The sequence below is a fragment of the Lelliottia sp. 7254-16 genome, assembly GCF_002922995.1.
In the GTDB taxonomy this organism is placed as follows: domain Bacteria; phylum Pseudomonadota; class Gammaproteobacteria; order Enterobacterales; family Enterobacteriaceae; genus Enterobacter; species Enterobacter jeotgali.
Window position 1 is genome coordinate 179,562 of record NZ_PQVS01000004.1, and the last position, 12,351, is coordinate 191,912.

18 protein-coding genes are annotated in these 12,351 nt (G+C 55.5%); 1 reads left to right on the forward strand and 17 read right to left on the reverse strand.

What is annotated here, in order from left to right; all coding sequences use genetic code 11:
• Positions 1-5 precede the first annotated feature (5 nt).
• The 17 genes from C3708_RS07755 to C3708_RS07835 all read right to left on the reverse strand — a co-directional run bounded on the left by C3708_RS07755 (position 6) and on the right by C3708_RS07835 (position 10,488).
• Complete coding sequence (locus C3708_RS07755; protein WP_103948575.1) at positions 6-605, reverse strand: tail fiber assembly protein; 600 nt, start codon at positions 603-605, stop codon at positions 6-8.
• The gene (locus tag C3708_RS07760; protein ID WP_103948576.1) at positions 605-1,627 is read right to left on the reverse strand and encodes a phage tail protein; all 1,023 of its coding nucleotides are present in this window, start codon (positions 1,625-1,627) and stop codon (positions 605-607) included. The genes C3708_RS07755 and C3708_RS07760 overlap by 1 nt, the downstream gene beginning before the upstream one ends.
• The gene (locus tag C3708_RS07765) at positions 1,617-2,234 is read right to left on the reverse strand and encodes a phage tail protein I (RefSeq protein WP_103948577.1); all 618 of its coding nucleotides are present in this window, start codon (positions 2,232-2,234) and stop codon (positions 1,617-1,619) included. The genes C3708_RS07760 and C3708_RS07765 overlap by 11 nt, the downstream gene beginning before the upstream one ends.
• Positions 2,227-3,138, reverse strand: a complete 912-nt coding sequence (locus C3708_RS07770) for a baseplate assembly protein (RefSeq protein ID WP_103948578.1) — start codon at positions 3,136-3,138, stop codon at positions 2,227-2,229. The genes C3708_RS07765 and C3708_RS07770 overlap by 8 nt, the downstream gene beginning before the upstream one ends.
• A complete protein-coding gene (locus C3708_RS07775; protein WP_103948579.1) occupies positions 3,135-3,500 on the reverse strand; it encodes a GPW/gp25 family protein in 366 nt (121 codons plus the stop codon). Before C3708_RS07775 ends, C3708_RS07770 begins: the two co-directional genes overlap by 4 nt.
• Positions 3,497-4,132 (reverse strand): phage baseplate assembly protein V, encoded by a 636-nt coding sequence (locus tag C3708_RS07780; RefSeq protein WP_103948814.1) that lies wholly within the window; start codon positions 4,130-4,132, stop codon positions 3,497-3,499. The genes C3708_RS07775 and C3708_RS07780 overlap by 4 nt, the downstream gene beginning before the upstream one ends.
• Before the next feature lie 179 nt (positions 4,133-4,311).
• Complete coding sequence (locus tag C3708_RS07785) at positions 4,312-4,944, reverse strand: phage virion morphogenesis protein (RefSeq protein ID WP_103948580.1); 633 nt, start codon at positions 4,942-4,944, stop codon at positions 4,312-4,314.
• Positions 4,945-5,412, reverse strand: a complete 468-nt coding sequence (locus tag C3708_RS07790; protein WP_103948581.1) for a phage tail protein — start codon at positions 5,410-5,412, stop codon at positions 4,945-4,947.
• On the reverse strand, positions 5,405-5,587 hold the full coding sequence (locus C3708_RS07795; protein ID WP_103948582.1) for a hypothetical protein: 183 nt from the start codon (positions 5,585-5,587) through the stop codon (positions 5,405-5,407). Before C3708_RS07795 ends, C3708_RS07790 begins: the two co-directional genes overlap by 8 nt.
• Complete coding sequence (locus C3708_RS07800) at positions 5,587-6,117, reverse strand: DUF2514 family protein (protein ID WP_103948583.1); 531 nt, start codon at positions 6,115-6,117, stop codon at positions 5,587-5,589. The genes C3708_RS07795 and C3708_RS07800 overlap by 1 nt, the downstream gene beginning before the upstream one ends.
• Entirely contained in the window at positions 6,114-6,554 is a 441-nt protein-coding gene (locus tag C3708_RS07805; protein WP_103948584.1) for a lysozyme, read from the reverse strand. Before C3708_RS07805 ends, C3708_RS07800 begins: the two co-directional genes overlap by 4 nt.
• Positions 6,541-6,873, reverse strand: a complete 333-nt coding sequence (locus C3708_RS07810; RefSeq protein WP_063147938.1) for a phage holin, lambda family — start codon at positions 6,871-6,873, stop codon at positions 6,541-6,543. The genes C3708_RS07805 and C3708_RS07810 overlap by 14 nt, the downstream gene beginning before the upstream one ends.
• A gap of 9 nt (positions 6,874-6,882) precedes the next feature.
• Positions 6,883-7,086 (reverse strand): tail protein X, encoded by a 204-nt coding sequence (locus tag C3708_RS07815; protein ID WP_001514728.1) that lies wholly within the window; start codon positions 7,084-7,086, stop codon positions 6,883-6,885.
• Positions 7,086-7,574: a head completion/stabilization protein gene (locus tag C3708_RS07820; RefSeq protein ID WP_103948585.1), complete on the reverse strand. Its 489-nt coding sequence runs from the start codon at positions 7,572-7,574 to the stop codon at positions 7,086-7,088. Before C3708_RS07820 ends, C3708_RS07815 begins: the two co-directional genes overlap by 1 nt.
• 99 nt (positions 7,575-7,673) lie before the next feature.
• A complete protein-coding gene (gene gpM, locus C3708_RS07825) occupies positions 7,674-8,519 on the reverse strand; it encodes a phage terminase small subunit (protein ID WP_103948586.1) in 846 nt (281 codons plus the stop codon).
• 44 nt (positions 8,520-8,563) lie between these two features.
• A complete protein-coding gene (locus tag C3708_RS07830; protein WP_103948587.1) occupies positions 8,564-9,610 on the reverse strand; it encodes a phage major capsid protein, P2 family in 1,047 nt (348 codons plus the stop codon).
• Between the two features lie 38 nt (positions 9,611-9,648).
• Positions 9,649-10,488, reverse strand: coding sequence for a GPO family capsid scaffolding protein (locus C3708_RS07835; RefSeq protein ID WP_103948588.1), 840 nt, complete (start codon positions 10,486-10,488; stop codon positions 9,649-9,651).
• A 146-nt stretch (positions 10,489-10,634) separates the two neighbouring features.
• On the opposite strand from C3708_RS07835, the gene C3708_RS07840 reads away from it, so the two are divergent.
• Complete coding sequence (locus C3708_RS07840; protein WP_103948589.1) at positions 10,635-12,350, forward strand: terminase large subunit domain-containing protein; 1,716 nt, start codon at positions 10,635-10,637, stop codon at positions 12,348-12,350.
• Position 12,351 lies beyond the last annotated feature (1 nt).

Below are 12,351 nucleotides of genomic sequence, written 5' to 3' on the forward strand. Positions count from 1 at the left end.
TCCGTTTACGCTTCCGGCTTCTCAGGCCAGTTGATATCCGGCGCGGTTGACGTGTCTACCGCCTGTACCGCTTTGATGTAGTTCATCCAGCCTATCAGGCTGGCTTTATCTTCATCGCTGATGATGCCTAATTGTAATTCAGTTTGCCAAAGGCTGATTGTTGCCTGAGCCTCCGCCAGTAGCGCCGCTTTCTGCTGGTCTGCTGCTTCCACATCTGCCGTGTGCTGCGCTTCCGTATCCGTCACCCATTCGCTACCGTTCCACCTATCGTATGGCGTGGCAGGTGCCAGCGTGGTGGTATTTTCTGGGTATTCGCCCAGCAATGTGATGGCAACAGGCTCCCCCGTTTCCGTGCTAAAAACATCCTCACCACGATGATCAACAATGTATTCCCATCCTGATAATTCTGCCGTCCTGCAAATTGCGTAGCTGGTCTTCTCTTCGCCCGGCGCGTCAGTACATGAGGCGGCAGGAATACCCACGCCAACAGCCAGATACTCCACCGTTGAAAACAGATATTCACGCGTCACGCTATCGTAATTAAAAACAGTGATATCACCTGCCTCTGTAGCAATATTTTCTTTGTTTAAAACTGCCTGCGCCATTATGCAGCCCTCACGATGTAGTTAAATGCAACGTTGCGCGGACGGGTTTCCGTGCCGCCAGTGTTACCTACGCGCCCTTTAGTATGTAAAGTTGGCACAGGAATTAAGCTGCCCGGTGTGCCGCCGTCTATGCCTTTACCTTGCGTATAGTTCTGCCGCACAATTACACCAATATCCCATTCTTCCGTATCGTTATACCCGGTATTTGCAACGATAATGTGCCGGTGTTGCTCCAGCATTCCCGCCTGTGAATTAAGCAACGCTCGCCCTGAATCAACCCCACGCCCATCATCCCAGCCGCGAATAAATTCACCACGCAAATCAGGCAATTTCCCTGACGGGAAAACAGCAGCCAGAACCGGATAAGCAACTTTATCGAATGATGCGCCGTTGCACTTTAACCACCCTGTTGGTGGTGTTGCGGCTGGGTAAGGCAGAGGGATACCTACGGGAATAAATTTCACAATATCCGCCTCAAGCAAATATTGCTGATGCGGATCACTCGCAGCAATATGCGCCGCCAGTTGCTGATCAACGTAGGCTTTCACCTGGATTATCTGGTCGTCAACATACTGACGGGTTGCCAGCACCACAGACGGATCAATCTTGAGCGTTACCGCCTGGGTACTGCTGACAATCAGAATGACACGGATAACCTGCACCCGCCCGCTACCTTCCTGCAACAACGGTTTATAGGTTTCTGCACAGTTGGCAATGGCAATCAAATCACCGGCACTGTCATACAAGCCAATCTCTCGAATCCACCAACCGCCCACGTCCTCCGGGATCACCTGCTCAGCAATAATCTGGTTGGTGTTTACCGGGTCAATCGTCAGCGTATTGAGCGGCGCGCGGCGCAGCTCATGCACAAGTGCGGTTTGCGCAGGGTTTGGCGTGGGTAATACGCCGTTACCATCCCCTACCGCCATCTGAGTAATTTCAACCTGTTCACCCAATGCCGTGGCGTTCGCCAGCTTCGCAGCCCCGACATTGGTTAGCAGGGCATAATATTTAGTTGCCACTTGGTGAGATCTCCACGGTATCTATCAAATGAATTGCACTACCCACATATTCCGCACCGCCCACAGAAATAGTTTCGGGGAAATAGGGGTACACGGTCAGCGTGTCGCCCAGATAGGCAGACGCGCCAACATAAAAAGGGCCGGTAGTCTGTAAGTGCAGGCTCATGCCCAGCATGTGACGGCTACACGGCTTGACGTCAGCAATCAGCCGCTCAAGTTCCTGATAGGTTTCTTCGCTGATGCCTTCATCTTCAACGCCAATATCCAGCGTAAACGTGCCGGGGTCGGTGTTGATGTTCCACCACTCATTAACCCTGATGAAGTAGCCGAACGGCTCCACAACACGGCGCATTGCCCCGGTAGTGCCTTTGTAGCGGTGCAGGTAATACGCATCGGCTATGGCCTTGCGCTTCGTTGTCTGGGGCCAGTGCTCATCCCATCGATCAACGGAGAAAGCCCACGCCAGATAGGGCAGCAGGTCAACCGGGCAGGTATACGGATCCCAGAGCTGGCGCAGCGGTACCCGCACTTCCCCCAGAGAGGCGCAGACGCGGGCGGCTACACGTTCAAGGCGCGTTGAGCTGGGCGGCGTAAGGGTTTTACTCATCGTACCCCCCAACGGTTATGGTGTAGCCGGTGCAGTTTGACGCCTGAGAATCATTAAGCACCATATCCGCGAGCGGCTGCGCCAGCTCCACCCTCTGCACCCCTTCGACATGCAGCGCGGCATAAATGGCAGACAACCGGATATCACGCCCCAGACGCCGCTGATCGGCAATGTACGTCTGTAACTTCTGCTCGGATGCCTGGCGGATGGGTTCCGACTCCGGCCCCGGATAGATATACAGCGTGGCATCAATTTCATACGGCACTATCTCCGCCGCCTGAACGGTCACGCGATCGGCAACCGGGCGCACCTCTTCGCCATTCAGCGCGCTGGCAACGATATCGATCAGCTCCTGGCTGGCGGTGCCGTCACCCTCGCGGGAAAGCACAGAGATGGTAACGCAGGCAGGCGTTGGGCTTACGGCAGACACATCAGCAACGCGCCCATCAGCAGACAGGCCGAAAAATTCATACGCCGCCGTTGGCCCGGCGACGCTCAGCCCCTCAAACGCCTGCGGGGTACGGGCGCGCAGATCGGCATCCGACTCCATCACAGCAGGAACAGGCGGTACAACACTGTCATCTTCCGGTGTGATGGTCAGGCGCTCCACGTTGAAATTTGCCGCCAGCTGATCCAAATCGCTGCCCACGGAGTACGCCACCATGACCGCCCGCGCCGCTTCGTTCACGCGCTGGCGTAGCAACAATTCGCGGTAACAGTTTTCTTCCAGCAGCATGGTGATCGGCTCAGACTCCAGCGAGAGGGTGCGCCTGATAACGTCCTGTTCATCTTCCGGGTAAAGCGCAATGAATGCCTCTTTGCGCTCATTGAAGAGCGTTTCAAAGTCCAACGGCTCAACCACCACCGGAGGCGGTAATTGTGAAAGGTCGATTGTTCCGCTCATGCCAGCACCTGCCTGCCGATCGTTACATCCGTGGTAAAGGGTGATTGGGTATCGGTACGGCTGGCCTTGATGGTGGCAACCATCTGCCCCGCCCCGGTTTCCCTCAGCACAATATTGGTTAGTGAGATACGCGGCTCCCAGAGGAAAAGCGCGCTGTATATCGCGGACATAATGCGAAGGCGCGTTACGGCATTGCCTGGCTGGTCAATCAGGTTATTGAGTTGCGAGCCGTAGGCGCGGCGCATAACGCGAGAGCCAACCGGCGTTAACAAAATGTCATTGATGGACTGAGAAATATGCTCGTTGTCGGTGAGCGCTTCGCCGGTTTCGGCGTTCATCCCGCTATATCTTGCGCTGGTCATTGCGGGCCGTCCGTCTGGCTTCCGCCACGTTCTACGCCGCCATGTTTGTGGGTATGCACCACAACGCCATTTGATGTAATGCTGCCGCCGCTATGCTCAACATTGCCGGTCATCTTGCCGCCCTGTTTCATCTCAAACGTGGAGCATGAGAGCTTTTTAGTGCAGATCACTTCCGGCGTATCAAGGGTGATTGAGGTTGTTGCGGTACAGGTCATTTTTGGGGCAGTCGCGGCGATAGAGTCAGAAGCCTCTACGGTTGCGCTCTTAATACCAGTAGCAGCGAGCGCACCGGTTGCCGGGTCATACAGAACCTTCGCCCCGTCAGGGTGCAAAGTGACATTTGACGTTTCACCGTTATCCGGTGGCTTCACACTATCGCTGTACAAGCTGCCCATGATGACGGCATTTTCCAGATCACCACATGGGGCAAAAAGTAACACCTGCTCGCCCGGTGATGGTGCCCACCATGTAACAGCCGTTCCGGCGCGCAAAGCCGCCCAGCGAATCCAGTCCGTTGTATTATCTCCCGTTGAGACTCGCGCAACTGGCGGCTCAGCAGCAAGATCAACATCCGTCACCGTACCAATACGGATAAGGTTACAGATTAGGCGATAGAGTTCATTCAGGTTCATAAGCTGGCTTGCGTTATTAAATTTACAGCCAGTTTCATGATCCACGCGCGCGCAAGCAACGCGCTGGCGTTGTCAGGAGTTGGTAACAATGGATGGCGGTACCGGCAGACACTGCCAGCTATGACAGTGGCGGGAAAAACATCGAGCACCGTCACTTTTAACAGTGCTTCAGGAAGGGATCAGGGTTGCATAAAACTGACGATCGTATCCGCCAGCCAGTCAAGATCGCTTTCCGTAAAACCCAGCAGCTCACGCGCCGGGTAACGAGTTCGGGCACCGGGTGCCACGGTATCAACCTCACCATACTGGTGAACGCTGGCGATCTCGGCAGTATGCCCGGAGTAACCCACCACGGCGGCGCTGGCGGTACCATATGCCTTGAGAAAGCGAGCGGTGCGCAGGCGGCGGAACATCTTTTCTTTACGGGTGGTGGTGCGCTTGGTCTGGTTAAGATGGATCTCAATATAGCGCTGAATATCGCGCTTATAGAACGTGCGCAACGCCCCTTTATCAACATCATAACCGGTAATAGCCCGCTGTTCTCCGCGCACGGTAGTGCGCCAGTTGCTCAGCTCGCGCGTCTCATCTTTCCACAGGAATTTAACTCCGCCCTGAGTGCGCAAAATCTTACGGCGGCGCGGCGTATAGCTCTCTCCGCTGGGGTTTTTCTGGCTGTTGATGCGCTGCTGCTGGCGCTTGCGCAGACCAATAGCCACCTCGCGCGTGAGCTTACGGCGCTGGCCCGGTGCGAGCTGCGCCGCCACGGTTGCCAGATAATCATCAAGGGCATGGAACAGCGGATCAGAGTTCATTTAGTCCGTCCACGTCTCGCCGCTTACCGTATCTTCAAAGACCAGTGACCAGGCACCCAGCTCCGGCCCCGGCATAGGATCAGCGCGATGATGTATAACCGGCTTGCCATCTTCAACTTTGACAATCACCGCCTCACTGGCCTGGATTTTGATGAGCACGTCCATGGTGGAATTGCTCAGGATATCCGCTTCAAAGGTGATGCCATCGCGGGCGCGGTCAGGGTTGAATAGCAGCTCAGGCTGATACAGGCGCGCCCATGCCAGAATTGGCAGGCTGAGGGAATCCAGCGGCTCAGGATAATCCATCGCCAGCACCTCAATGGTGTACTCGTATTCAAACGAGGCAGAGCGCTGCCCGGTACTCACCATGCGCCCCTTCTGGACGTACACCGCCAGATTATCGGGATTGTCACGCAACCACGGCACCGCTTGGCTGATATGCTTGCGAAGCAGATCAGGCTTAAGCATGGTAAGGCACCAACTCAACAACAGTAAGCTGGTTAATATGTTGCCGTGCCTCTTCTGCTACTTGCTGTAATAACTCCGGGCTTAGCGGGGTATCCACATGCTGTCGCAATAGCGCCACTCGTATAGCTTCCATCTCTTCAACAGTCGCCAACTCTACTTTCAAATAAAAATCCATTATTTCCCCCTGATGTTTGCATCATAAGCAGCCTCACAGGCTAACCCTCGGATCCTTGCCTGATCAGCAATTGCCGCCAGCTCTCCCGCTCGCTGGTCAGCGCGGCGGAACAGCTCGGCAAGCAGCTCGCTGCCGGTGGTGCCTGTCGCGCTTTCGCTGGCAGTTGCGGCACGGCGGGCGCGTTCACTTGCTGCCAGTCTGGCGGCAAGTTTTGCGGCTTCGTCATGCAGCCCGTCAGAAACAGCGCGGGCATGGTCAGCATCAGCAGCGGCCTGAGCAATCTGCCCCTCGGCCCTTTTCTCAATCGCATCTATTTCACCCTGTCGGCGCTGTTCTTCGGCTCTGGCTTCTGCCTGCCGCTTTGCAAGCGCGGTAGCATCGTCAGCATCCCGCTGTTTCCATTTCAGTGCCCACTCAGCGTTAGCCTTACTGTATCCAGCGGTATAGCGCTGATGGCTGAACCACCAGACAGCCAGACCGCAGAGCAAAGCTATCAGCGCAGGTTTCCAGTAAGACAACAGCCAACTCATGACAGAAACAGCGAACGCTCAGCAGCACGGCGCTTTACCAGACCGTTGAGAACCTTTCCGCCTGCCTTGTTCCACTTCGGAAATTCATCTGCTGCGCCAGCATAATCACCGGCATTTAGCTTTTTCATCAGCGTGGAACCTTCCAGAGCCTTAACGCCCAGGTTGTAGGCAAAATCAACGAGAGCATCAAACTGGTTTTGGTTCACAGCAACTTTCACCAGACCCGTAACGCCTTTCTCATACTGCACTACGCCGCTACATAACAGACTATCGGCAGTGTCCTGGGTAATAGTCATGCCGTTGCTAACCGGCTTGCCGTTAACGGGTTGCGTCCAGCCATAACCAATCGTCCAGACGCCCACAGAATCCTGATAAGCCGTGAGTTCGCAGCCCTCAAAACTTTTCAGCAGAGCCAGACCGTTCTTACTCATTTCCACTTTTCGCCCCTCCGATACGGGTTTCAATAAAGCCGGTCACTTTGTTGCGCACCTTGTCAGCACCCATAAAACCTATGGATGCGCCCACGAAGGTAACGGCATTAGACGGCAAGCCCAGATATTCCAGCGAACCGGCAACCGCCAGCGTAACGATCCCGCAGACCAGTGAACCGGTGGCGGTTTTCAGCATTGACTGACCGTCATAAAGACTCATAAGCGCCGAAATGCTCAGCGCAGCGCCTGCCGCGTAAAGCGTCGGCAGATAAGTAGCAATCCATTTCATTGTTTGTTCCAGCATCCCGGTAGGTACGTCGCTCATGGCAACCTCTCAATCCCATAGCTGCACGGTTTCCCGCTGGGTGGGTGGTGGTAATTCGGGAAGATAAACAACCTGCCCGGCACTCAGCAACGGGCCGCTGTCGCACAGCCCCGGATTGGCTTCATGCACGGCTTCGGTTACTCCCGCCGTCCTGCCGTAATACCGCCAGCAGAGTTCATCAACGGTGTCATCCTGCTGCGCCTGCACGTTCATCAGCACAGCTCCGCAAGGCCGCGATCTTCATTCTGGATATCGCGAATCGACCAGCGAACATCACGCCAGAGCGTATCTATCTGGGTGCTGAGCGCCTGCGCGTGGTCATCCCCTTTACTGGTGGTATCAATATCGCGATACCCCTCAATCAGCAGGACTTTGGTCAGTGACCAGACGGCATTTTTATAGCGCCAGACCTTCACCGATTCGCCATTCACCGGATCGGCGGGGATCTCCGCCAGAGTCAGATAACCGGCATCAACCTGAACCTGACGCCACATAAAAAGCTGATCATTGACGTGGGCCACTGCCTCAATGGTGCGGGACATAAGGCGATCGGTCGTTACCTGCCCATCAAGGCGCATCGCGCGGCGCAAATCAGCCAGCATGATGACAGGCCAGAAAGTCAGGCTCTCAACCTTTGCGCCGCCATCGTCCGGCGCGGGATCTGATGGCGGTCTTACCGGTTCAGTGGCGACCAGGCTCATACAGGTATCTCCATAAGGCAGGCGGTGGACGGTGTGACGCAGTAGAGGCCGGGCCTTATTACGTCACACCGTGCCGCCTGGTGCGCGGGGGCACATTCGTTATGACTTCGCGGTTTTGCGCGTCGCCTTGTTCTTTGCTGCCGGTTTTGCCTGGCTGTTTTTCTGGTTCCTGGCTGCGGTAGTGCGCGGCGCTTTCTCCGGCGCTGCTTTCGCGGCCTCTGGCTTCGCTTCCGGCTGTACCGGTGGCGCATCGCCCTCACCTTCTCCGCCGTTGGCGGCGGTCAGCTTTTTGATATTGCGATCAAGCAGTTCGATATCACGCGCCACACCAATTTTTGCGTTGAGCCTGATAGCTTCCTGCAAATGCGAGCGGGCAAGCTGCTGGGACTCAACATCCTGATTAAGGCGCACGGTGTACCCCATGACCTTAAACAGCTTGGCCCTTACCTGATCGGGCATATCTTCATGGGTGGTGATGCCGTTCAGCGCGTTGAGGTTGTCAATGCTCACGCTCGCCTTTGCCGGGTTCGCTTTGAAGTCGGCAAGGATGGGATCGCAAATCTCTTCAACCAGTACCGTGGCGGTGGTGCGCTTGTACTGGTCAGGCATCGGGATTTTATGGCGCAGCACGTACTGACCTATCCGCAGCGCCTGTGCAATATCACCGGCATCCGCCGCCCAGATCATTACGGTGGTGATCACTTCATCCGCCTGGCCCGTATCCGCTGCCAGTGCGCCATCAATCCACGGCAGGTAATCCGGCAGGCGTTCGCTTTTGAGCTTCGCCTTACCGGCATTCGACTGGATGCGGCTGAGGTCGGCTTTATCCATGCGCAAGCGGAAAAGCACCTGCTCGTAGGCTGTTCTGTCGGCTGTTGTCGCCCCGCGATTACTGCGGCGCTCTGCCATCACCCGATCAAAGTGTTTTTGTGCTGGTGTTAACATTTATGCCCCCTGAACAGGCCAGCGCACTGCTGGCCTGCGGCGTCTTATGGTGCTGGGTCTGGCTCGGCGGCGGTGATGCCTTCGATCAGACAGCCATAGCCGTAGTCTTCAATGACGTAAGCATCATTCGAAGAGCTGTACGTTGAGACACGGTTATATTCCGGCTCTTCAACGATGCGGCGACGGTGCCCACCTTCCTGCCAGTAAATAGACAGGTTTTCCCAGGAGGTAATGAACATGCTGCCATCAGGGAAGAATGGCGCGACGAATGACGGCAGGTTGCCGATCGTTTTACGCGTCGCAATCAACTGCCCGGCAAGTGCTTCGGAGTTCGGGTTATTGGTGCTGACGGCATTGATGATCGGGAATGAACGGTTAACCGTCAGATTGCGCCCGGTGATAACCACCAAATCAGGCGAATCCTTGTACCACTCATCCATGAGTGAGTTAACGCCATCAAAAACAATCGAATCGTAGTTACCGTAATCACCCTTCGCGATCACCTGGTTGGTGTCGTCACGGCTGGTCACAGTAATATTTTTCATGACTCGCTGCGGCGCATTGGTACGGTACTGCTGGAGCCATCCGATCCCGCAATCCTGCAACAGCGGGTTGGCGGCGCGGTCTGACTTCTCCGCATAGCTGGTACCGTTGAAGCCAATCATGATGCGATCGAGCGCAATACGCTTGATGATCTGATTGCTGAGGCGCTGCTGAAAGTCCGGGAATTTTGCCCAGGCATCAAGCTGCGTGTACGGCGTAAAGGTATCGGCGTTCACCTTGTTACAGGTGTACTTATTCGAATCCAGCGCCGCCACAGAGGTAGGCTGACGGCGATCCGTGGTGGAATTGTTGGTACTGGATACCGGGCCACTAACACCCAGCCCGATTTTTTCACCGGTCTGATCGTTAACGCCGTAAATGTTAATTTTTTTCAGCATCTCAGACGACTGCTGGATCTTATCCTCAAGCGTCTGCTCAACGCTCGGATCAATGCTGTACGCCTTGGTGATGTGAGCAGCACTGATATGGTTCAGTTCAGCCTGTCGCTGAATGTACTTATCAAACAAATCGCGGGTTGTATTACGCATCTTATTTTCCTTTCCTGAGCCTGACGCACTGAGCCTTATCAGCAATCAGCCAGATGTTGAGTTGATTGACCATCGCCGCCAGTGGCAGGCGGGCGCTGGTTGTACTGCTCGGCGTCCTGGCCTTTCAGTTTCTCTTCCAGCGCTTTGAAGTCCTTACGCAGGCTTTCCAGTTCGGTGGCGTCAGCCTTACCTTTCACCGCAACAGAAAGCTGGGTTGTACTGTCCAGCAGCTTGCCCTGGCTCTCGGCAATCGCCTCGATAGCCTCACGGTTTTCACCGTTCTGCTGGCTAAACTGCTGCTGCGTACCGCCCAACAGCGCCTTAACACGGGCAAAGAAGTTTTTGCCTTCATCCTGCGGCGGCTGCTCATCTTCAAATTCCATCGTGGATTCAACGGCGGCGGTGAAGAAACAAGCCGGATCATGCTTACGGGATGCCAGCGGGTTAACGGTGTTTTTGGAACAAAACTCCATCATTTCCGTGCCCAGGCTGGCAGGGCTATCGGTACATGCCAGCCCCATCAAATAGGCTTCGCCGGTATCCGCAAAAGAGGGATGCACTTCAATGCTGTGATAAATCTTCTGGCGGTTCTTTTTCAGGGCAACCAGATCATCAGTGGCATCAACCTGCACATACAGGCCCATTTTGCCTTTCAGCGGCTCCTCGGTGATCTCCTCTGCCTTGACGGCAATAACATCGCCATAAGCACGAAAATCACTGTTTGGTGAGTAGCCCCGGAGGTGCTCCAGATTGACGCGGGCACCGTATACGGTTGGGTTAAAGCGTTGAGCCATCTGCACAATGTGCTGACGCTCCAGCGTCCGACCGTCGCAGGTAGCACCCTCGACAGCAACGCGAAATGGTTTTGACTTTGGCATGTCGAAATCCCGAATGAGTGAGTGATATTAACCAGTGCCCCTATCATTCCCGCCGCAGCCGAAACGCGCAAAGCGTTGCCGTTGTTGCCGTTTTCCGACAATGACAACCCGAAGCGACGCGCGCGCGGGCGCGGTACTCTGCCACCATGAAACAGACTTCCCACGATGAGCCACGGATTGCCGCTAAGGTCATGTACTGGCAGGCATACAGCATCACGCAGATCGCCAAATCGATCGGCGTGAGTACCAACACCCTGTATTCATGGCGTCGCCGCGATAAGTGGGACGAGTCCACCGCACTGGAGCGCGTACAGGATCGGATGCAGGTGCGGCTGTTACGCCTGACGGAAAAGCCAGACCTGACGGCGCATGACTTCAAAACCATTGACCTGTTAACCCGTCAACTGGTGCGGATGGAGCGCGAAGAGCACCGCAGCGAAGAGAAAAGCCGTGAGAAGAAACCGAAAAACCACTTTACGGAAGAGCAGATCGGGGATCTGCGCGCTCTGGTGCTGGATTCGCTCTACGAGCATCAAAAACGGTGGTACAAGCAGCGCGAACGCCGCAACCGCTTTATCCTCAAATCGCGCCAGATTGGTGCCACCTGGTACTTTGCCCGCGAGGCGCTGTTACGGGCTCTGGAAACCGGCAACAACCAAATCTTTTTGTCAGCCAGCCGCGCCCAGGCGTTCCAGTTCAAGAAGTTCATCCAGCTACTGGCGGCGCAGGTTGGCGTTGAGCTGAAAGGCGGCGACGCCATCACCCTGAGCAACGGCGCAACGTTCTACTTTCTCGGCACCTCAGCAGCGACGGCACAGAGCTACACCGGCGATCTGTATCTGGATGAAGCATTCTGGATTAACAATTTCCTTGAGCTGCGCAAAGTCGCCGCTGGTATGGCAACCCATGAAGGGCTGCGCCGCACCTATTTTTCCACGCCATCCACAGAGGAACATGAGGCTTACGCCTTCTGGACTGGCGACCTGTTCAACAAGGCAAGGCCCAGAGCTGAACGGGTAGAAATAGACGTCAGCCATAAGGCGCTGAAAAACGGCAAGCTGGGCGGGGATGGGATCTGGCGGCAGATTGTCACCATTGAAGATGCGGTAAAACTCGGCTTCAACCTGGTGAAAATTGAAACCATCAAGATGGAGAACTCCCCGGAGGAATACGACAACCTCTATCGTTGCCGCTTCGTGACTGCGGGAGAACGCGCCTTTAACTACAACGCCATGATCGGCTGCTGCGTTGACGGCTTTAACGATGATGTATGGCCCGACTGGAACCCATTCGCACCCAAACCGATAGGCGATCGCGGTATATGGGTAGGCTATGACCCCAACGGGGGAAGCGGTAACGGTGACTCTGCCGGGCTGGTTGTCATAGTTCCGCCAGCGGTACCGGGCGGTAAGTTCCGCATCATCGAACGCATCCAGCTTCGCGGGATGGAGTTTGAGGAACAGGCAAAGGCCATTCAGGGGCTGACGGAGCGTTACAACGTCCAGCACATCGCGATTGATGCCACCGGCATTGGTGATGCCGTCTGGCAACTGGTAATCAAGTTCTTCCCGCTGGCGGTGAAATACCAGTATTCCGCCCCACTCAAGCGCGCCATGGTGCTGAAAGCGCTTATGTTGATCCGTGCCGGTCGTCTGGAAGTGGATGCGGGAATGCTGGATCTCGTCCAGTCATTTATGACGGTTCGCAAGGTGCAGAAAGGCGGGGTAATGACCTACGTTTCCGACCGCAAACGCGGCAGCAATCACGGCGATCTCGCCTGGGCATCAATGACAGCTTTGTATAACGAGCCGATCGGCAGCGAAAGCGGCGGCGGTAGTGACAGTTTTGTAGAGGAGTTTTAAA